Here is a 19,258-nt window from a genome sequence, read left to right on the forward strand (position 1 = left end):
AGCCTTCTGGCAGCGCTGCCGCTGCGCCGCTTGCCAGGCTCCATGCCTGGCACCCACATACGCAAGGCTTCTGCCTTAATAATTGGGGCCGCTACGCGCCCCATCGCGGCACAAGGCCGCTCCTACAGGATCACGCAAGGCTTGCCAAATGGTGGGTTGCCTGTGTGCGGGCTTGTCCCGCGATCAAGGGCAAAGCGCTTGCCAGGTGATGTGATATCGGGCTCGCCCCAATCGCGGGACAAGTCGGACCGCCGCTTCCACAGGGGATCAGCGCTAGCCGCTTACTCTCTTTGCGACAGCACTGGGTGATCCCTCACAAGAACCTGCAAGCTTCCATAGGTTCGCCATGCAGGCCAGGGCGGCGAATGCCACACCGGTCCAGAGGGCCATGGAGGCGCCTCGGGCTGAATACACCTGGAAGAAACCCGCCACCAACGCGGCTCCCAATACTTGCCCGAGCATGCGTATCGTACTCGACAGGCCGCCCGCGCCGCCGCTGCGCGCGGCCGGGATCGAGGCGATCATGTCGCGCATGTTGGGCGATTGGAAAAAGCCGAACCCCGCACCGCACACGGCCATGCGCAGGGCGATGTCCCAGCGCTCGGCCTCAGGTGGCAAGGTGCACAGTAGCACCAGGCCGAGACCCAGGATCGCCATGCCCAACGCAGTCAGGCTGCCGGTCGCGTAGCGGTCTGACAGGCGTCCGGCGATGGGCGCCATGAGCGCGGCCATGGCGGGCCACGGGGTGATCAGAAAGCCGGTCTCGACCTGAGAAAACCCGAGCCGGTGCTGCAGCAAAAAGGGCAGGGCGACGAACGCCAGGCTTTGGGCCGTGAGCGACGCGCCGGCACTGGCTGCCGACAGTGCATAGCGCGGCTGGCGCAGCAGGTCCAGCGCTAGCAAAGGCGCAGGGTTGCCGGATTGGCGCCTGAACAGCAGATACAGGCCGATCCCGGCCACTACCGCACAGCCCAGCGTCATGTTCCACGACACGCCCTGGGCCAAGCCATTGATGGCATATACCAGGGCAGCGAGAGACAGCCCGCACAGCCCGGCAGCTATCCAGTCGAACGATCGCCCGCAGGTGGGCGTGGGCGGCAGGGAGCGCAGGCCGAGAAACACCCCGACCAGCCCCAGGGGCACATTGATCAAGAACAACCAGTGCCAGCTGGCCACGCTGAGAATCAGTGACGCCACGCTTGGCCCGGCCGCCAGGGATGCCCCCACCACCAGAGCGTTGACGCCCATGCCGCGGCCGAGCATGTGGTTGGGGAACACGAAACGTGTCATCGCCACGCCGACGCCGAGGATCCCGGCGGCGCTCAGGCCTTGCACCAGGCGGCCGACCAGCAGCCACTCGAACGAAGGCGCCAGGCCACAGAGCAGCGAGGCCAGGATGAACAGCACCAGCCCGGCCATGGAAATGCGCCGGTAGCCGATGATGTCGCCCAACGAGGCCAGGGGCAGCAGGGCCGCGATCATGGCCAGGTGATAGATGCTCACCACCCAGATCGACTGCGCATCGGTCGTGCCCAGGTCGGCGGCGATGGTCGGCAGGGCGGTGTTGGCGATCGCCGTTTCCAGATTGGCCATGGCGATGTTGAGCATGATCGCGATGACGGCGACCAGCCGTTGTGGTTTGGGTACCCCTGCACCGGGCGGCGACAGGGCGGTCTGTTTGAAGGAGAACAAGGCGAAACTCATGGGCAGCTCAGGGCGATGAAGCGCTGGCACATACTAGGGAAAGAACGCCGTCGTCAGAAATTAATTATCGGCATTGCCCGCAGTTGGAATTCGAATCCCCCCCGTGCGCCCTGCGACACCGACACCCTGGTGGGGGACGGTGGTCATGCTAGAATCGGCCCCTTCGAATCAGGAGATAGACGCGTGCGCAAACTGGCGGTGGTAATGGCAGTGCTGGCCCTGGCCGGCTGTGAGAACGAGGTCGAGGGTGTACACAAGCAGGTCGCCGAATACCTGCAAAACCCCAAGACGGCCAAGTTCGCCAACGTACGGATCGACACCCAAGGCTCCATCTGCGGCCAGGTCCGTGGCAAGGACGACGCCGGGCAATACGAGGCCTACCGCAGCTATGTCGCGATCAAGCACGACGGCCAGTACGAAATCATCGTCGACGAAACCGGCAATAACCTGCGTATCCGCGAGGTATGTGGCGGCGCCGACCTGCAGCGTCGCGCCGATGCATTGGCCGACCAGCCGGCCCCGGAAGGCTGGGACGTGGAGGTGATCCAAGGCGCCAACATGGGGGCGCTGAGCGACATGACCGCACGCCTGATCGAGAAGGGTATCCCGTCGTCGGTGGAGTACCGTGACGGCAAGCCGGTGGTGCTGATGGGGCCGTTCCCCACCAAGGCCGAGGCCGAGGCACGCAAGGCGGACGTCATGGCGCGGCTGGGCACCGACTCGATCGTCATCCAGCATGGTGCCAAGCGCTGATGAACGGAGGGTGCGCCGCAGCCGCGACGGCAGGGTAGCCCGAGGGGTAATGCCGGTTAGTTAAACAGTTGGGGCCGCTACGCGCCCCATCGCGGCACAAGGCCGCTCCTACGGGAAAACCGCCATTTTTGCGTGATTTCTGTAGGAGCGGCCTTGTGCCGCGATGGGCTGCATAGCAGCCCCAATAGCTTGACTGACCGGCATTTGCCCGAGGGGCGGGATATTTCTCGCAGAGGCGTGCACAAGGATAGGCAGGATTGTGCAGCTATGCTTGTAGGCAAGGCAGGCTGCAGAGGGGGAGGGGCTCATGTCTACGCTGGAACGGGCCATTGCCGTGGCGACCAAGGCCCACGAAGGGCAGTTCGATAAGGGGGGGGTGGCCTATATCCTCCACCCGTTGCGGGTGATGGCGCGGGTCACCACACCGGAACAGCGGATCGTCGCGGTGCTGCACGACGTACTCGAAGACACCCCTGTGACCCTCTCGGACCTCGCCCGCGAAGGGTTCCCCCTGAAGATCCTCGCCGCTGTGCTGGCCCTGAGCCGGCGCGACGGGGAAAGCTACGAGGCTTTCGTCATGCGCCTGGGCGTCGACCCGCTGGCGCGGCAGGTCAAGCTGGCCGACCTTGCCGACAACAGCGACCTGTCGCGCATCCCATGTCCGGGCCCGGCCGACCTGGCCCGGCTAAGCCGCTACCAGCAGGCCAGCGCCTACCTGCAGACGCTGGCCTGAGGCTCAACCGCAGGCCTTGAGGTTCACCGGCCCGACGAACTCGTTGCCGTGGCCCATCACGCAGGCCACCCGCTGGTTGCGTTGCAGTTCCCAGGGCTGTGGCGGGTAGGTCTTGTTCCAGGCGTTGAACAGCTGCCGGTCCTGCTTGGACAGGCGCAGGTTGTAAGTCTTGCTCATGTAGAAGTAGGTGCGCGCGATCATCCCGCGAATCGACGGGCGCGGCATCACCTTCTTGGCCTTGAAGTCCACCTGGGTCAGGCAACTGCCGTATTGGCCGTGCTGCTGGGGCAGCCAGCCGAAGCTGTAGTTGCTGCGATCGCCATTGACCTCGCCGATGCTCGGCACCAGGTTGTGCAGGTCGGCCTCGGCGCGCTTGTACACCTCGTCATGGCGCGAGCAGTTCTTGCGCCCGCCGTTCTGCCAGCATTGGCGCTGGTGGCCGATGTGCCAGGCCGGCACGATGTGCTCCCACTCGATGCGCGAGGCGCGCTGGGCATTCTTGCGTGGGGTGTAGCCGCAGGAGGCCAGGTCGACCTTGTTGCCCTTGTATTTGCAGCCGCAATAGAACTCCGTGGACTGCGGCGCGTACAGCCGCCACGCGACCTTCTTGGCTTCCTGGAAGGTGCGTGGTGCATCGGCGTGGGCGGTGGTGGCGGTGAACAGCAGGCAAGCGACAGCGAAAAGCGAAACTCTCATGCGGGGTCAGTCTTCCTTGGGCACGGTCCAGAAGATCTGCACGCCGCCGTCGTCGCGGTGGGCGAGGGTGACGTTGTCGTTCTCGGCGATCTCCTCGAGCAAGGTTTCCCAATCGTCGGGGGACTCGTGCTCCAGGCGGAAGATCAAGGCGGCGCGGCTGCGCTGGGCGATGGGGCTGTTGATGATCTTCTGGATACGGATACCCAGTTGTTCATAGCTGCTGAGGGTTGCTGCAGAGGTACTGGCCACGGGGCTTTTCCTTGTTTTGCTGTATGCGCATACAGTATTTCACTGTAGGCATTTTCGCAACAGCGTGTAAGGTGAAAAGCCTATATGACCGTGGTAGAGCGGTTGGTTCCCACAAGAAGCGTGACGCTACGCCCGTGGGAGATTTACCCAGCCCTTCGGGCTGCGCTGTCGCGCAGAGAACAAGCGGCTAGCGCCGCCCCCCTGTGTGCGGGCTTGCCCGCGATCAAGGGCGAAGCCCTTGCCAGGCGACGGTGATATCGGCCCGGCCCAATCGCGGGACAAGCCCGCTCCCACAAGTCCCGCAAAATCAAATAGTTATGAGTTGTTCTATGAGAGTGGGCTTGTCCCGCGATTGGCCGGCATGCCATGCACACCGGCCAGGCCTTGCGAGGATCAGTATTCCCAGAAGATCCGCTGCAGTTCCTTACTGTCCTGGGTCTTGGTCATCGCGACCATGGCCAGGATGCGCGCCTTCTGCGGGTTCAGGTCATGGGCCACGACCCAGTCGTTCTTGTCATCAGGCTGCTCGGCATTGCGCAGTACGAAACCGCCCTGGTTCACGTGGGAGGAACGAATGATCTGCACGCCGTTCTTGCGCAGCTCCTGCAAGGCCGGCACCACGCGCGAGGACACCGAGCCATTGCCGGTACCGGCATGGATCAGCGCCTTGGCACCGTTCTGCGCCAGCGCCTTGTAGGCCGTGTCGGTCACGTTGCCGTAGCCATAGGCGATGTCCACCTGCGGCAAGCTGCTGATCTGCTTGATGTCGAACTCGGAGTTGACGGTGTGGCGCTTGGCCGGCAGGCGGAACCAGTACGATTTGCCTTCCACCACCATGCCCATCGGGCCCCAGGCGCTCTTGAAAGCTTCGGTCTTGATGTTGACCGACTTGCTCACGTCACGGCCGGACTGGATCTCGTCATTCATGGTCACCAGCACGCCCTTGCCGCGGGACTGCTTGTCGCTGGCCACGGCCACGGCGTTGTATAGGTTGAGCATGCCGTCGGCGGACATGGCAGTGCCCGGGCGCATGGAGCCGACCACCACGATCGGCTTGTCGGTCTTCTCCACCAGGTTGAGGAAGTAGGCGGTCTCTTCCAGGGTGTCGGTACCGTGGGTGATCACGATGCCATCGACGTCCTTGCTATCGGCCAATTCCGCAACGCGCTTGCCCAGCTTGAGCAGGTCGTCGTTGGAGATGCTCTCGGAGGCGATCTGCATCACCTGCTCGCCGCGTACGTTGGCCAGGTCGGCCAGCTCCGGCACGCCGGCGATCAGCTTGTCGACGCCCAGCTTGGCGGCCTGATAGGTGGCACTGTTGGCAGCGCTGGCGCCGGCTCCAGCAATGGTGCCGCCGGTGGCGAGGATGACCACGTTGGCCAACTTCTGCTGGGTTTCGGCTTCCTTGGCAGACACGGTGGAAGGCAGGACCAGCAGCAGGGCGAGTGCGCTGGGGGCGAAGGTTTTAAGTGCAGCATTCATCGTTATTGTTCTCTCTCTTCCTAGTGAGATGGTCGCTGTATCGCACAGGCTGTCAGGCATGTTTCGTACCAGCTTGATGTGCAGGCGGGGCCATGTGGTGCAATGGGTTGCGCAGTGACTCCAGGACCTGCGTTCGACACGGCTTGTAGGGCTGCGGCGCAGCCCATCGCGGCACAAGGTCGCTCCTACAAGGAGGTGCATTCCATTCGGAATACCGAACAAGCGTAGGAAAAGGTGTTCGGTTTTTCGGAAATATTCCGGATAATCCCGACGTACGTGGCCCAGGCCGAACCGCATAGTGGGTTTGACAAAAGCAGGTCTTGTTTCCATAGTGATTCAACGCAAACGTTTGCGATCCGATAAAAACCACAAGATTCGGAGTCAACTCCATGAAACTGCCATTCCCCGGCCGCGTCCTGGCCCTGGCTGTGCTCTCCACGCTTTCCCTCGCGCTGCCCTTGTCCGCCGCCCATGCCGAAGACAAGCCGAAGGTCGCTTTGGTGATGAAGTCCCTGGCCAACGAGTTCTTCAGGACCATGGAAGACGGCGCCAAAGCCTACCAGCAACAACACCCTAACGATTTCGATCTGGTGGCCAATGGCATCAAAGACGAGTCCGACACCGGTAACCAGATCCGCATCGTCGAGCAGATGATCGTCTCGGGCGTCAACGCCCTGGTCATCGCCCCGGCCGACTCCAAGGCCTTGGTGCCGGTGGTGAAGAAGGCCATGGACGCCGGCATCACCGTGGTCAACATCGATAACCGCCTGGACCCGGATGTGCTCGAGAGCAAGGGCATCAGCGTGCCCTTCGTCGGCCCCGACAACCGCAAGGGCGCTCGCCTGGTCGGTGACTACCTGGCCCAGCAAAAGCTCAAGGCGGGCGATCAGGTCGGCATCATCGAAGGCGTGCCCACCACCACCAACGCCCAGCAGCGCACCGCCGGCTTTAAGGATGCCATGGACGCTGCGCAGATGAAGGTGGTCTCGGTGCAGTCGGGCAATTGGGAGATCGACAAGGGCAATGCCGTGGCCGCGGCCATGCTCAACGAATACCCCGATCTCAAGGCGCTGCTGGCCGGCAACGACAGCATGGCCCTGGGCGCCGTCTCGGCCGTGCGCGCCGCCGGCAAGACCGGCCAGGTGCAGGTGGTGGGCTACGACAACATCCGCGCCATCAAGCCTATGCTCAAGGATGGCCGCGTGCTCGCCACCCTCGAGCAGCATGGCGCCGACCAGGCCGTGTTCGGCATCCAGGCGGCTCTGCAGATGCTCAAGGGCGAGAAGCCGGCGGTAGATGCCGACAACGTCATCCAGACGCCGGTCGAACTGGTCACCCAACCCTGAACCAGGCAGGAGCGTCGGCCATGTCAGCCTCGGCCAATCAAGCCACCCTCGCCGTCAGCGGCCTGGGCAAGACCTACACCCAGCCGGTGCTCGGCGAGGTGACCCTGGAGCTGCGCGCGGGCGAAGTGCTGGCGCTGACCGGCGAGAACGGCGCCGGCAAAAGTACCTTGTCCAAGCTCATCAGCGGCCTGGAAACCCCGACGGTCGGGCACATGCACTACCGTGGCCAGCCTTATGCCCCCGCCAGCCGCAGCGAGGCCGAGCGCCTGGGGGTGCGCATGGTCATGCAGGAGCTGAACCTGCTGCCGACCCTGACCGTGGCCGAGAATCTGTTCCTCGACAACCTGCCCAGCCGCTTCGGTTGGATCAGCCACAGGCGCCTGCGCCAGCTGGCCACGGCGGCTATGGCCCAGGTCGGGCTCGATGCCATCGACCCGGACACGCCGGTCGGCGAATTGGGCATCGGCCACCAGCAGATGGTCGAGATCGCCCGCAACCTGATCGGCGACTGCCGTGTACTGATCTTCGACGAACCCACGGCCATGCTCACCGCTCGCGAGGTGGAGCTGCTGTTCACCCAGATCGAGCGCCTGCGCCAGCGCGGCGTGGCCATCGTGTACATCTCCCATCGCCTGGAGGAGCTGCAGCGCGTGGCCCAGCGCATTGCCGTGCTGCGCGATGGCAAGCTGGTGTGCGTCGAGCCGATCCAGCGCTACACCGCGGCCGAGCTGGTCAACCTGATGGTCGGGCGCGAGCTGGGCGAGCACATCGACCTGGGGCGTCGGCAAATCGGCCAGACGCTGCTCAAGGTCCAGGGCCTGAGCCGTGGTGACAAGGTGCGTGACGTGGCGTTCCAAGTCAGGGCAGGGGAGATCTTCGGCATCTCCGGGCTGATCGGTGCCGGGCGCACCGAACTGCTGCGGCTGATTTACGGTGCCGACCGCGCCGACAGCGGCCATATCGAGCTTGGCCAGCCGTTGCGGCGCGTGCAGGTGGACTCCCCGAAGGCTGCCGTGGGCGCCGGCATTGCCCTGATCACCGAAGACCGTAAGGGCGAAGGCCTGCTGCTGAGCCAGTCGATCAGCGCCAACATCGCCTTGGGCAACTTGGGCGCCGTGTCCCGCGCCGGCATTCTCGACACCGACGCCGAGCGCGCCCTGGCCGAGCGGCAGATCAACGCCATGCGCATCCGCAGCGCGAGCCCCGCGCAGGCGGTGGGTGAGCTGTCCGGCGGCAACCAGCAGAAGGTGGTGATCGGCCGTTGGCTGGAGCGCGACTGCCAGGTGCTGTTGTTCGACGAGCCCACCCGCGGCATCGACGTGGGCGCCAAGTTCGACATCTATGGCCTGCTGGCGGAGCTGGCGCGCCAGGGCAAGGCCTTGGTGGTGGTTTCCAGCGACCTGCGCGAGCTGATGCTGATCTGCGACCGCATCGCCGTGCTGTCCGCCGGCCGCCTGGTCGACACCTTCGATCGCGAGCGCTGGAGCCAAGACCAATTGCTCGCCGCGGCCTTCGCCGGCTACCAGAAACGTGACGCGTTGCTGCACGAGGCAGCGCCCAGGATGGCCCCATGAAAACCACACCCCTCGATACCCCGGGCAATACGCCTGTGCGCCGCAGCGGCACCTATTTTGGCCTGGGCACCTACCTGGGCCTGGCCGGTGCCTTGTTGGCGATGATCGTGCTGTTCTCGTTCCTGAGCAGCCACTTCCTGTCCTACGCCACCTTCAGCACCCTGGCCAACCAGATACCCGACCTGATGGTGCTGGCCGTGGGCATGACCTTCGTGCTGATCATCGGCGGCATCGACCTGTCGGTCGGCTCGGTGTTGGCCCTGGCGGCCTCGGCGGTCAGCGTAGCGATCCTTGGCTGGGGCTGGAGCCCGCTGCCCGCTGCGCTGCTGGGCATGGCCGTGGCGGCGCTGGCCGGCAGCATCACTGGCGGCATCACTGTGGCCTGGCGCATTCCTTCGTTCATCGTCTCCCTGGGCGTGCTGGAAATGGCTCGGGGCCTGGCCTACCAGTTCACCGACTCGCGCACCGCCTACATCGGCGATGCCTTCGCCTGGTTCTCCAACCCCATCGCCTTCGGTATCTCGCCGGCCTTCATCATCGCCTTGCTGGTGATCGTCCTCGCTCAGCTGGTGCTGACGCGCACCGTGTTCGGCCGCTACCTGATCGGCATCGGCACCAACGAGGAGGCCGTGCGCCTGGCCGGCATCGATCCACGCCCGTACAAGGTGCTGGTGTTCGCCTTGATGGGCCTGCTCGCGGGCCTGGCCGCACTGTTCCAGATCTCTCGCCTGGAGGCCGCCGACCCCAACGCCGGTGCCGGTCTCGAGCTGCAGGTGATCGCAGCCGTGGTGATCGGCGGTACCAGCCTGATGGGCGGGCGCGGCTCGGTCATCAGCACCTTCTTCGGCGTACTGATCATCTCCGTGCTGGCCGCGGGGCTGGCGCAGATCGGTGCGTCGGAGCCGACCAAACGCATCATCACCGGGGCGGTCATCGTCATCGCCGTGGTGCTCGACACCTACCGTAGCCGGCGCGCGGGCCGGCGGAACTGAAACCATGGCAACCATCAAAGACGTCGCGGCACTGGCGGGTATCTCCTATACCACCGTGTCCCATGTACTGAACAAGACCCGCCCGGTCAGCGAGCACGTGCGCCTGAAGGTCGAGGCGGCTATCGCCGAGCTCGACTACGTGCCCAGCGCCGTGGCTCGCTCGCTCAAGGCGCGTAGCACCGCCACCATCGGCCTGTTGGTGCCCAACAGCGTCAACCCGTACTTTGCTGAGCTGGCCCGGGGCATCGAGGACGGCTGCGAGCGCAACGGCTACTGCGTGATCCTCTGCAACTCCGACGATAACCCGCAAAAGCAGCGCAGTTACCTGCGCGTACTGCTGGAAAAACGCATCGACGGCCTGATCGTCGCCTCGGTGGGCGAGGACCGCGACCTGCTCGAAAGCCTGGCGGGCGTGCGCACGCCCATGGTCATCGTCGATCGCGCCCTGGAAGGCGTGGATGCCGACCTGGTGCGCATCGACCACGAGCAGGGCGGCTACCTCGCCACCCGCCATCTGCTGGACCTGGGCCATCGCGACATCGCCTGCATCGGCGGCCCGGCGGACACCGGTGCCAGCCAGCTGCGCCTGGCGGGCTTTCGTCGTGCCATGGCCGAGCAGGGGCTGCAAGTGCCGCAAGGCCGCGTACTGCATTGCGACTTCAGCAGCCCCGGCGGCCATGCAGCAGCCGGGCACTTGCTCGATGGCGCGCGCCCGACGGCAATCTTCGCCGGCAATGACATGATCGGCTTCGGCGTACTGCGCGCCGCCGCCGAGCGCAACATCAGCGTGCCCGGCGAGCTGTCGGTGGTCGGCTTCGACGACATCGAACTCAGCCGCTACGTCTACCCGCCATTGACCACCGTCGGCCAGTCGATCCGCGAGCTGGGCGAGAGCGCCGCACAGTTGCTGCTGTCGCGCATCGCTGTGCCTCGCAGCGGCGACGCCGAGCAGCGCATCGTCGCCCCGCGTATCGTGCTGCGCGAGTCCACCGGTCCGCGCCCGGACCTGTTCAATGATTACCGTTAAGGAGGTGCCATGAGCGCCAAGGTCGTGGTGGTCGGCAGCCTCAACATGGACCTGGTGGCCCGCGCCCAGCGCCTGCCCCGGGCCGGTGAGACCCTGGCCGGCGACAGCTTCTTCACCGTGCCTGGCGGCAAGGGTGCCAACCAGGCGGTGGCCGTGGCGCGCCTGGGGGCGAGCGTGGCGATGGTCGGCAACGTCGGCGATGATGCCTACGGCGAGCAACTGCGTCAGGCCCTGGAGCACGAAGGCATCGACTGCCAGGCGGTCGGCGTGTGCGAAGGTGTTTCCAGCGGCGTGGCGCTGATCACGGTGGATGCCGCGAGCCAGAACGCCATCGTCATCATTGCCGGGAGCAACGGGCGGCTGGCACCAGAGAGCGTGCAGCGTTTCGGCGCGCTGCTGCAGTCGGCCGAGGTGATCATCTGCCAGCTGGAAGTACCCATGGCCACGGTGGCCTGGACCCTGGCCCGCGGGCGCGAGCTGGGCAAGACGGTGATCCTCAACCCGGCACCGGCCACTGGCCCTTTGCCGGCGGACTGGTTCGCCCATATCGACTACCTCACTCCCAACGAAAGCGAAGCCCAGGCCCTGACCGGGCTGCCGGTCACCGATCTCGACAGCGCCCGCAGTGCCGGTGAGCGGCTGCTGGCCCTCGGGGCGGGCAGGGTGATCGTCACCCTGGGCGCGCAGGGCGCCTTGTTCGTCACGCCTGCGGGCAGCTGCCACTTCCCCGCGCCAGTGGTGCAGCCGCTGGACACCACGGCGGCGGGCGACACCTTTATTGGTGGGTTCGTCGCAGCCCTGGTGCGCGGCCTGGAGGAGGGCGAAGCCATCGCCTTCGGTCAGCGCGCCGCTGCGTTGTCGGTGACCCGCGCCGGTGCCCAGCCTTCGATTCCCTACCTGGCGGAGCTGGTGCCATGAAGAAGACCGGGGTGCTGAACATCGCGCTTTCGCGGGTGATCGCCGGGCTCGGTCATGGCGATATCGTGGTGATCGGCGATGCCGGGCTGCCGGTGCCGCCTGGGGTCGAGTTGATCGACCTGGCAGTGGTGCCAGGTGTGCCGGATTTCGCCAATGTGTTGCGAGCAGTATTGGGGGAAATGCAGGTGGAGCGGCATGTGCTGGCCGAAGAGATGCTAGACGTCGCACCGCCTGCGCTGGTGATGGTGCAACAGTGCTCCGGGTTACTGGGCTCGCAGGCACTGTTGCCGCACCTGGCGTTCAAGGATCTTTGCCGGCAGGCCAAGGCCGTGGTGCGCACCGGGGAGTGCAAGCCCTACAGCAATATCGCCCTGGTGGCCGGCGTTACCTTCTAGGCTCTGTCTGAAAAGTCTTGAGACGCCGGTCAGGCAAGGCGAAAACAGCCGAGGAAGCGGAGTTTACGGGTTGTAAATGAGCATTCCGAGGCTGTTTTCAACGCAGCATGACCAAGTATCAAGGCTTTCAGACAGAGCCTAGGCGGGGCCCTGTAGGAGCGGGCCTGCCCCGCGATCGGCTGCAACGCGGCCCCAAACCTCTCATCAAGGCAACAAGGAGTGCCTCATGCTAAAGCACCTGCTACAAGGAGCCATCCTCATGTCCATCCTGGTCGCTACCACCCTCCAGGCCGCTCCACGCGACCTGATCATCGACACCGACCCCGGCGCCGACGACGTGGTGGCCCTGTTCCTGGCCATGGCATCCCCGCAAGAGCTCAACATCCGCGCCATCACCACCGTCGCCGGCAACGTGCGCCTGGCCAAGACCTCGCGCAATGCCCGCCTGGCCCGCGAATGGGCGGGCCGCGAGGACATCCCGGTATACGCCGGGGCAGGGCGCCCGCTGGTACGCAAGCCGATCTACGCCGCCGACGTGCACGGCGAAGAAGGCCTGGAAGGCGTCGAGGTGCACGAACCTCGCCAAGGCCTGGCCCAGGGCAACGCCGTGCAGTACCTGGTCGATACCTTGTCCAGCGCCGAGCCCCACAGCATCACCCTCGCCATGCTCGGCCCGCAGACCAACCTGGCCCTGGCGTTGATCCAGAAGCCTGAGATCGTCAAGGGCATCAAGGAAGTGGTGGTGATGGGCGGTGCCCACTTCAATGGCGGCAACATCACCCCTGTGGCCGAATTCAACCTCTACGCCGATCCCCATGCCGCCGAGGTAGTACTGGCCAGCGGCGTAAAGCTCACCTACGTGCCCCTGGATCTCACCCATAAGGTGATCACCAGCGAGGCCCGTTTCAAGCAGCTGGCCGCGGTCAACAACCAAGCCAGCCGGCGCGTGGTGGACATCCTCAACGTCTACGTCAAGCACGACATGGACCTGTACGGCATGCCCGGTGGCCCGGTGCACGACGCCAGCGTAATCGCCTACCTGCTCGAGCCCGAGTTGTTCAGCGGCCGCCGTGCGCACATGGTGATCGACAGTCGCGAAGGGCCGACCTTCGGCCAGACCGTGGTGGACTGGTATGGCGTGCTCAAGCAGCCTGCCAACGTCTTGTGGTTGAACGAAGGCGACGCTCAGGGCTTCTTCGACCTGCTCAGCGTGCGCCTGGCTCGATTGCGATAGCCGCGTGCGGTGCGTAGCGCTCGAACACCTGTTCGATGAAGCTACGCGCCGCCTCGCTGCCGCGGTCGCGCACCAGCAGGTCGATGGCGATCAGTAGCAATTCCTCGGGGGTGCCGGGGCTGTAGGCGCTCTGGCCCTCGGCCCATTTGACCTTGATGTCGGCATCGATGCTGTGGCTGCTCATGGAAGGCTCTCGTGGCGGGCCCGGGCTGTGGGTCGAACACCTGACCTTGGCATTCGAAGGGAGGCGTGGTGCGCTCCGCTTGCAGCAGTAAATCATGCCTTTGCCCTGGCCGCACAGTGGCGCACCGGGCATCCGTCGCAAAATCCGGTCACGATTGGCTTTTGGCCTGAGGGGCTCGCTTCAGGCAGACTTGTCCGGTTTTGCAACAAATGTTGAATGGAGCTGTCGCATTAGGCAGTTCCCGTGATCGATTAGGAGGATTCATGTTCCGTACCCGTGCTTACCTGGCGACCTTGCTGGCGGCTGCAGTCCTGGCAGGTTGCAGCACAGGCGGTTCTTCGGACCCAGCCACCCCGGCCGACAACGGCGGGCGCTGCGAAGCCAGCGCGGCCGACTTCACCATCGGCAAGCAGGCCACCCCTGAATTGCTCGAGCAGGCCCGCAAGGCCAGCGGCTCGCAGCTGGCGCGCATCCTCAAGCCCCACGACGTCATCACCCTGGAGTACCGCTCCGAGCGGCTGAACCTGAACGTCGACGACAAAGGCGTCGTCACCCGCGTCAACTGCGGCTAAGCACGGCGCCCCCCTTAAGCCGGCGCGCCCCTGTGGGGGCCGGCTTGCCGGCGATTGAGTAATACCGACGCCCACAAAAAACCCGCCACGAAGGCGGGTTTTTTGTATTCGTATCCGAATTACTCCGGACGAACCTGCGCAGCCTGCATGCCCTTCTGACCGCGCTCGGCAACGAAGGAAACGGTCTGGCCTTCTTTCAGGCTCTTGAAGCCGTCGGTTTCGATGGCCTTGAAGTGTACGAACAGGTCGTCGCCGCCGCCTGCTGGGGTGATGAAGCCGTAGCCTTTTTCATCATTGAACCATTTGACGGTGCCGTTTTGGCGATTGGACATGGGGTGAATCTCCAGAAACATGATTTTTATCGAGGGTGCAATGTCGCCGAGGCTACGCAGCACCGGCGACATCATAGTCTAATTCTGCGCATCTAGCGCCTGTTACCTTCGCAGGATACTGATCTACGGCAAACAATGCGTAGATCGACCGCCAAAAGGCCTCAGCTTTTGGGGGCGCAGGCCTGCTTCACGGCGCTCTGGGCCCGCTGCATCAGCTTGGCATCGACGCCGTCCTTGCTGTCGAGGTCTTCGATTTCCGCCTTGGTGAAGTTTTTCTCGATGGCGTCGGCGCCACATTTGCAATGCTGGTCGGCCGTCTTGGCATCGACGCCTTGCGCGGTGGCCACCTGGACACACTGGTCCATGTAGGCGCCTTTCTTGCCGGCAGGCCATTCTGCCTGGGCCGCCACCGGCAGCAGCAGGGCGCTGGCAGCCGTCAGGGCCAGAAGAGACTGAAGTCGCATAACCACACACTCCTTGGGTTGAGTCTCATCAAGAGTAGGATGCTTCAGAGACTCTGAGGTGGAATTTTCCGAACAAGTTCACCGAAGCGGTGTAATTTCCAAATATTTCTGCCTGGCGCCCAAGCCGCGTGCTAGGATGATCGGCTTGCAGCGCGTCCTCACGCGGCCTGCATCCCATTTATCATTTTCCAGTCACTCTGGTTCGTCCCTGGCAGGCCGAAAGGTCTCTGCCACTGTGAGGCAGGCTTTCCCACGGGAAAGGCAGGGCGGATCTTGTACTGGCTCATCCCAACCCATGTGACCTTTGGTAGGGGTCACCACTAGGAGAGGAGGCGCCATGCCCGTAATTACTCTTCCCGATGGCAGTCAACGTTCGTTCGACAAGGCCGTCACCGTTGCCGAAGTCGCCGCCTCCATTGGCGCAGGCCTGGCCAAGGCCACCCTGGCCGGCAAGGTCGACGGCAAGTTGGTCGATGCCTGCGACCTGATCGAGAACGACGCCACCCTGCAGATCATCACCCCTAAAGATGAAGAGGGACTGGAGATCATTCGTCACTCGTGCGCCCACTTGGTCGGCCACGCGGTGAAGCAGCTGTACCCGACCGCCAAGATGGTGATCGGCCCGGTGATCGACGAAGGCTTCTACTACGACATCGCCTACGAGCGCCCCTTCACCCCTGAAGACATGGCCGCCATCGAACAGCGCATGCAGCAGCTGATCGACAAGGACTACGACGTCGTCAAGAAGATGACCCCGCGCGCCGAAGTCATCGATGTGTTCAAGAGCCGTGGCGAAGACTACAAGCTGCGCCTGGTCGAGGACATGCCCGACGAGCAGGCCATGGGCCTGTACTACCACGAAGAGTACGTCGACATGTGCCGCGGCCCGCACGTGCCGAACACCCGCTTCCTCAAGGCCTTCAAGCTGACCAAGCTGTCCGGCGCCTACTGGCGCGGCGACGCCAAGAACGAGCAGCTGCAGCGTGTGTACGGCACTGCCTGGGCCGACAAGAAGCAGCTGGCGGCCTACATCCAGCGCATCGAGGAAGCCGAGAAGCGCGACCACCGCAAGATCGGCAAGCAGCTCGACCTCTTCCACCTGCAGGAAGAAGCCCCGGGCATGGTGTTCTGGCATGCCAACGGCTGGACCGTGTACCAGGTGCTGGAGCAGTACATGCGCCAGGTCCAGCGCGAGAACGGTTATCAGGAAATCAAGACCCCGCAGGTCGTCGACCGCATTCTCTGGGAGCGCTCCGGCCACTGGTCCAACTACGCCGAGAACATGTTCACCACCTCGTCGGAAAGCCGTGATTTCGCGGTCAAGCCGATGAACTGCCCGTGCCACGTGCAGGTGTTCAACCAAGGCCTCAAGTCCTACCGCGACCTGCCGCTGCGCCTGGCCGAGTTCGGCGCCTGCCACCGCAACGAGCCGTCCGGTGCGCTGCACGGCATCATGCGCGTGCGTGGCTTCGTGCAGGATGACGCGCACATCTTCTGCACCGAAGACCAGGTGAAGAAGGAAGCCGCCGACTTCATCAAGCTGACCTTGGACGTCTACAAGGACTTCGGCTTCACCGACATCGCTATGAAGCTCTCCACCCGCCCCGCCAAGCGCGTGGGTTCCGAAGAGCTGTGGGACCGCGCCGAAGGCGCCCTGGCCGATGCGCTGAACGAGTCGGGCCTGGAATGGGAATACCAGCCGGGCGAGGGCGCCTTCTACGGCCCGAAGATCGAGTTCACCCTGCGTGACTGCCTGGGCCGTAACTGGCAGTGCGGTACCCTGCAGTACGACCCGAACCTGCCCGAGCGCCTGGATGCCAGCTACATTGCCGAAGACAACAACCGCAAGCGCCCGGTCATGCTGCACCGTGCTATCCTCGGTTCCTTCGAGCGCTTCATCGGCATGCTGATCGAGCACTACGCGGGTGTATTCCCGGCGTGGCTGGCGCCAACCCAGGCGGTGATCATGAATATCACCGACAAGCAGGCCGATTTCGCCCTCGAGGTGGAAAAAACGCTGAACGGAAGCGGTTTCCGTGCCAAGTCCGACTTGAGAAATGAGAAGATCGGCTTTAAAATCCGCGAGCATACTTTGCTCAAGGTCCCATACCTTCTGGTTATAGGGGACCGCGAAGTCGAAACGCAGACCGTTGCAGTACGTACCCGTGATGGCAAAGACCTGGGCTCCATGCCCGTCTCCCAATTCACTCAACTGCTCGCTGAAGCCGTAGCTCAGCGCGGTCGCCTAGAATCGGAGTAATGACTATTAAGCGTGAAATGAGAAACGATAAACGAACTGCACCGAAAGCCCCGATCAACGAGAATATCTCGGCACGCGAGGTTCGGTTAATTGGCGCTGACGGCGAGCAGATTGGCATCGTCTCGATTGATGAAGCGCTGCGTATCGCTGATGAAGCGAAGCTGGATCTGGTGGAGATCTCTGCAGACGCGCAACCGCCTGTCTGCAAGGTGATGGACTACGGCAAGCACCTCTTCGAGAAGAAGAAGCAGGCTTCCGAGGCCAAGAAGAACCAGAAGCAGATCCAGATCAAAGAAATCAAGTTTCGTCCAGGGACGGAAGAAGGGGATTACCAGGTAAAACTACGCAACCTGGTACGTTTCCTTAGCGATGGGGACAAGGCCAAGATCTCTCTGAGATTCCGCGGCCGTGAGATGGCCCACCAGGAGCTGGGCATGGAGCTGTTGAAGCGGGTCGAAGCTGACCTCGCCGAATACGGCACCGTTGAGCAGCATCCGAAGATGGAAGGACGCCAGCTTATGATGGTCATCGCCCCCAAAAAGAAGAAGTAATCTCCCGGGCACGGCAGGCCTGATGATTATGTGTAATTTTATCGAATGCGGAGTTCCAACATGCCAAAAATGAAAACCAAGAGCGGTGCTGCGAAGCGTTTCCTGAAAACCGCTTCCGGCTTCAAGCACAAGCACGCTTTCAAGAGCCACATCCTGACCAAAATGTCGACCAAGCGTAAGCGTCAACTGCGCGGTGCCAGCCTGCTGCACCCGTCTGACGTGGCAAAAGTCGAGCGCATGCTGCGCGTACGTTAATTCTGGTCAACGATAGAGGAAGTTACTCATGGCTCGTGTAAAGCGTGGCGTCATCGCTCGTAAGCGTCACAAGAAAATTCTGAAACTGGCTAAAGGCTACTACGGTGCGCGTTCGCGCGTATTCCGCGTTGCCAAGCAAGCGGTCATCAAGGCTGGCCAATACGCCTACCGTGACCGTCGCCAGAAGAAGCGTCAGTTCCGCGCTCTGTGGATTGCTCGTATCAACGCCGGTGCCCGCACCAACGGCCTGTCCTACAGCCGTCTGATTGCTGGCCTGAAAAAGGCGTCGATCGAAATCGACCGTAAGGTTCTGGCCGACCTGGCAGTGAACGAAAAAGCGGCGTTTGCTGCGATTGTCGAGAAAGCTAAAGCCGTTCTGGCTTAAGTACCCACGACAATCATCCGGCGGCGCCCTGCGCCGTCGGGTGTAAAACGTCATCGATAGGGGAAGAGCCTTCAAAAGCTCTTCCCCTATTTTCGTATCTGGAGTCTGTACATGGAAAACCTGGACGCGCTGGTTGCCCAAGCCCTCGAGGCCGTGGAACGCGCTGAAGACATCACTACCCTGGAACAGATCCGGGTCCAATTCCTCGGCAAGAAGGGCGAGCTGACCCAGGTGATGAAGACCCTGGGCAACCTGCCAGCCGAAGAGCGCCCCAAGGTCGGCGCGCTGATCAACGACGCCAAGGAACGCGTCACCGACGTGCTCAACGCACGCAAGGCCGCCTTCGAAGAAGCCGAGCTCAACGCTCGCCTGGCCGCCGAATGCATCGATGTGACCCTGCCAGGCCGTGGCCAGACCACCGGCGGGCTGCACCCGATCACCCGTACCCTCGAGCGCATCGAGCAGTTCTTCACCCATATCGGCTACGGCATCGCCGAAGGCCCCGAGGTCGAAGACGACTACCACAACTTCGAAGCGCTCAACATCCCCGGCCACCACCCGGCCCGGGCGATGCACGACACCTTCTACTTCAATGCCAACATGCTGCTGCGCACCCACACCTCGCCGGTGCAGGTGCGGACCATGGAGTCCAGCCAGCCGCCGATTCGCATTGTCTGCCCGGGCCGTGTGTACCGCTGCGACTCGGATATCACTCACTCGCCGATGTTCCACCAGGTCGAAGGCCTGTTGGTCGACCGCGGCATCAACTTCGCCGACCTCAAGGGCACTATCGAGGAGTTCCTGCGGGTATTCTTCGAGAAAGAACTGGCGGTGCGCTTCCGCCCGTCGTTCTTCCCCTTCACCGAGCCGTCCGCCGAAGTCGACATGGAGTGCGTGATGTGCTCCGGCAAAGGCTGCCGCGTGTGCAAGCAGACCGGCTGGCTCGAGGTCATGGGTTGCGGCATGGTGCACCCGAACGTGCTGCGCATGTCCGGCATCGACCCTGAAGAATTCCAGGGCTTCGCCTTCGGCATGGGCGCCGAGCGCCTGGCCATGCTGCGCTATGGCGTCAACGATTTGCGTCTGTTCTTCGACAACGACCTGCGGTTCCTCGCCCAATTCCGCTAGGCCCGATCGACGCACTTTCTAGGA

The 19,258-nt window shown here is 63.5% G+C and carries 22 protein-coding genes; 15 read left to right on the plus strand and 7 right to left on the minus strand.

Annotated elements, in window-relative coordinates:
* Positions 1–273 precede the first annotated feature (273 nt).
* Complete coding sequence (locus tag IRZ56_RS02220; protein WP_196143421.1) at positions 274–1,704, minus strand: MFS transporter; 1,431 nt, start codon at positions 1,702–1,704, stop codon at positions 274–276.
* Positions 1,705–1,887: 183 nt separating this feature from the next.
* On the opposite strand from IRZ56_RS02220, the gene IRZ56_RS02225 reads away from it, so the two are divergent.
* Both IRZ56_RS02225 and IRZ56_RS02230 read left to right on the plus strand, forming a co-directional pair.
* Positions 1,888–2,457, plus strand: coding sequence for an SPOR domain-containing protein (locus tag IRZ56_RS02225; protein WP_196143422.1), 570 nt, complete (start codon positions 1,888–1,890; stop codon positions 2,455–2,457).
* A 307-nt stretch (positions 2,458–2,764) separates the two neighbouring features.
* A complete protein-coding gene (locus IRZ56_RS02230) occupies positions 2,765–3,190 on the plus strand; it encodes a GTP pyrophosphokinase (RefSeq protein ID WP_196143423.1) in 426 nt (141 codons plus the stop codon).
* Positions 3,191–3,193: 3 nt separating this feature from the next.
* Here the strand turns inward: IRZ56_RS02230 and IRZ56_RS02235 are convergent, their stop codons facing one another.
* The 3 genes from IRZ56_RS02235 to IRZ56_RS02245 all read right to left on the minus strand — a co-directional run bounded on the left by IRZ56_RS02235 (position 3,194) and on the right by IRZ56_RS02245 (position 5,617).
* The gene (locus IRZ56_RS02235) at positions 3,194–3,886 is read right to left on the minus strand and encodes an endonuclease (RefSeq protein WP_196143424.1); all 693 of its coding nucleotides are present in this window, start codon (positions 3,884–3,886) and stop codon (positions 3,194–3,196) included.
* Between the two features lie 6 nt (positions 3,887–3,892).
* Positions 3,893–4,135 carry a DUF1654 domain-containing protein gene (locus IRZ56_RS02240; RefSeq protein ID WP_196143425.1) on the minus strand — a complete coding sequence of 81 codons (243 nt, stop codon included), beginning with the start codon at positions 4,133–4,135 and terminating at the stop codon, positions 3,893–3,895.
* 393 nt (positions 4,136–4,528) lie between these two features.
* Positions 4,529–5,617 (minus strand): asparaginase, encoded by a 1,089-nt coding sequence (locus IRZ56_RS02245; RefSeq protein WP_196143426.1) that lies wholly within the window; start codon positions 5,615–5,617, stop codon positions 4,529–4,531.
* Positions 5,618–6,006: 389 nt separating this feature from the next.
* Here IRZ56_RS02245 and IRZ56_RS02250 point away from each other — a divergent pair, with 389 nt between their 5' ends.
* The 7 genes from IRZ56_RS02250 (at position 6,007) to IRZ56_RS02280 (ending at position 13,103) form a co-directional block, all read left to right on the plus strand.
* Entirely contained in the window at positions 6,007–6,963 is a 957-nt protein-coding gene (locus tag IRZ56_RS02250; protein WP_196143427.1) for a sugar ABC transporter substrate-binding protein, read from the plus strand.
* A 20-nt stretch (positions 6,964–6,983) separates the two neighbouring features.
* Positions 6,984–8,537 (plus strand): sugar ABC transporter ATP-binding protein, encoded by a 1,554-nt coding sequence (locus tag IRZ56_RS02255; RefSeq protein ID WP_196143428.1) that lies wholly within the window; start codon positions 6,984–6,986, stop codon positions 8,535–8,537.
* Positions 8,534–9,529 carry an ABC transporter permease gene (locus IRZ56_RS02260; protein ID WP_196143429.1) on the plus strand — a complete coding sequence of 332 codons (996 nt, stop codon included), beginning with the start codon at positions 8,534–8,536 and terminating at the stop codon, positions 9,527–9,529. The genes IRZ56_RS02255 and IRZ56_RS02260 overlap by 4 nt, the downstream gene beginning before the upstream one ends.
* Positions 9,530–9,533: 4 nt before the next feature.
* Positions 9,534–10,556 carry a LacI family DNA-binding transcriptional regulator gene (locus IRZ56_RS02265; protein ID WP_196143430.1) on the plus strand — a complete coding sequence of 341 codons (1,023 nt, stop codon included), beginning with the start codon at positions 9,534–9,536 and terminating at the stop codon, positions 10,554–10,556.
* A 9-nt stretch (positions 10,557–10,565) separates the two neighbouring features.
* Complete coding sequence (gene rbsK / locus IRZ56_RS02270; protein WP_196143431.1) at positions 10,566–11,474, plus strand: ribokinase; 909 nt, start codon at positions 10,566–10,568, stop codon at positions 11,472–11,474.
* Positions 11,471–11,869 (plus strand): D-ribose pyranase, encoded by a 399-nt coding sequence (gene rbsD / locus IRZ56_RS02275; RefSeq protein ID WP_196143432.1) that lies wholly within the window; start codon positions 11,471–11,473, stop codon positions 11,867–11,869. The genes rbsK and rbsD overlap by 4 nt, the downstream gene beginning before the upstream one ends.
* A 226-nt stretch (positions 11,870–12,095) precedes the next feature.
* Positions 12,096–13,103, plus strand: a complete 1,008-nt coding sequence (locus tag IRZ56_RS02280; RefSeq protein WP_196143433.1) for a nucleoside hydrolase — start codon at positions 12,096–12,098, stop codon at positions 13,101–13,103.
* Here IRZ56_RS02280 and IRZ56_RS02285 read toward each other — a convergent pair.
* The gene (locus IRZ56_RS02285; RefSeq protein WP_084855592.1) at positions 13,075–13,287 is read right to left on the minus strand and encodes a hypothetical protein; all 213 of its coding nucleotides are present in this window, start codon (positions 13,285–13,287) and stop codon (positions 13,075–13,077) included. The two genes, IRZ56_RS02280 and IRZ56_RS02285, sit on opposite strands and share 29 nt — an antisense overlap.
* A 263-nt stretch (positions 13,288–13,550) precedes the next feature.
* Between IRZ56_RS02285 and IRZ56_RS02290 the strand changes: the two genes are divergently transcribed.
* Positions 13,551–13,859 carry an I78 family peptidase inhibitor gene (locus IRZ56_RS02290; protein ID WP_196143434.1) on the plus strand — a complete coding sequence of 103 codons (309 nt, stop codon included), beginning with the start codon at positions 13,551–13,553 and terminating at the stop codon, positions 13,857–13,859.
* A gap of 119 nt (positions 13,860–13,978) precedes the next feature.
* Here IRZ56_RS02290 and IRZ56_RS02295 read toward each other — a convergent pair whose 3' ends face one another.
* Positions 13,979–14,191, minus strand: a complete 213-nt coding sequence (locus IRZ56_RS02295) for a cold-shock protein (RefSeq protein WP_023379795.1) — start codon at positions 14,189–14,191, stop codon at positions 13,979–13,981.
* A gap of 161 nt (positions 14,192–14,352) precedes the next feature.
* A complete protein-coding gene (locus IRZ56_RS02300) occupies positions 14,353–14,655 on the minus strand; it encodes a hypothetical protein (RefSeq protein WP_196143435.1) in 303 nt (100 codons plus the stop codon).
* Between the two features lie 337 nt (positions 14,656–14,992).
* Between IRZ56_RS02300 and thrS the strand changes: the two genes are divergently transcribed.
* The 5 genes from thrS to pheS all read left to right on the plus strand — a co-directional run bounded on the left by thrS (position 14,993) and on the right by pheS (position 19,234).
* Positions 14,993–16,915, plus strand: coding sequence for a threonine--tRNA ligase (gene thrS, locus IRZ56_RS02305; RefSeq protein WP_196143436.1), 1,923 nt, complete (start codon positions 14,993–14,995; stop codon positions 16,913–16,915).
* Positions 16,915–17,466: a translation initiation factor IF-3 gene (gene infC, locus IRZ56_RS02310; RefSeq protein ID WP_172402975.1), complete on the plus strand. Its 552-nt coding sequence runs from the start codon at positions 16,915–16,917 to the stop codon at positions 17,464–17,466. Before thrS ends, infC begins: the two co-directional genes overlap by 1 nt.
* A gap of 60 nt (positions 17,467–17,526) precedes the next feature.
* The gene (rpmI, locus tag IRZ56_RS02315) at positions 17,527–17,721 is read left to right on the plus strand and encodes a 50S ribosomal protein L35 (protein WP_003250667.1); all 195 of its coding nucleotides are present in this window, start codon (positions 17,527–17,529) and stop codon (positions 17,719–17,721) included.
* A 28-nt stretch (positions 17,722–17,749) separates the two neighbouring features.
* Positions 17,750–18,106, plus strand: a complete 357-nt coding sequence (rplT, locus tag IRZ56_RS02320; protein WP_003250671.1) for a 50S ribosomal protein L20 — start codon at positions 17,750–17,752, stop codon at positions 18,104–18,106.
* A 111-nt stretch (positions 18,107–18,217) separates the two neighbouring features.
* Positions 18,218–19,234 carry a phenylalanine--tRNA ligase subunit alpha gene (gene pheS, locus IRZ56_RS02325; RefSeq protein WP_196143437.1) on the plus strand — a complete coding sequence of 339 codons (1,017 nt, stop codon included), beginning with the start codon at positions 18,218–18,220 and terminating at the stop codon, positions 19,232–19,234.
* Positions 19,235–19,258: the final 24 nt, after the last annotated feature.

This window comes from Pseudomonas guariconensis, assembly GCF_015680235.1.
GTDB lineage: Bacteria > Pseudomonadota > Gammaproteobacteria > Pseudomonadales > Pseudomonadaceae > Aquipseudomonas > Aquipseudomonas guariconensis_A.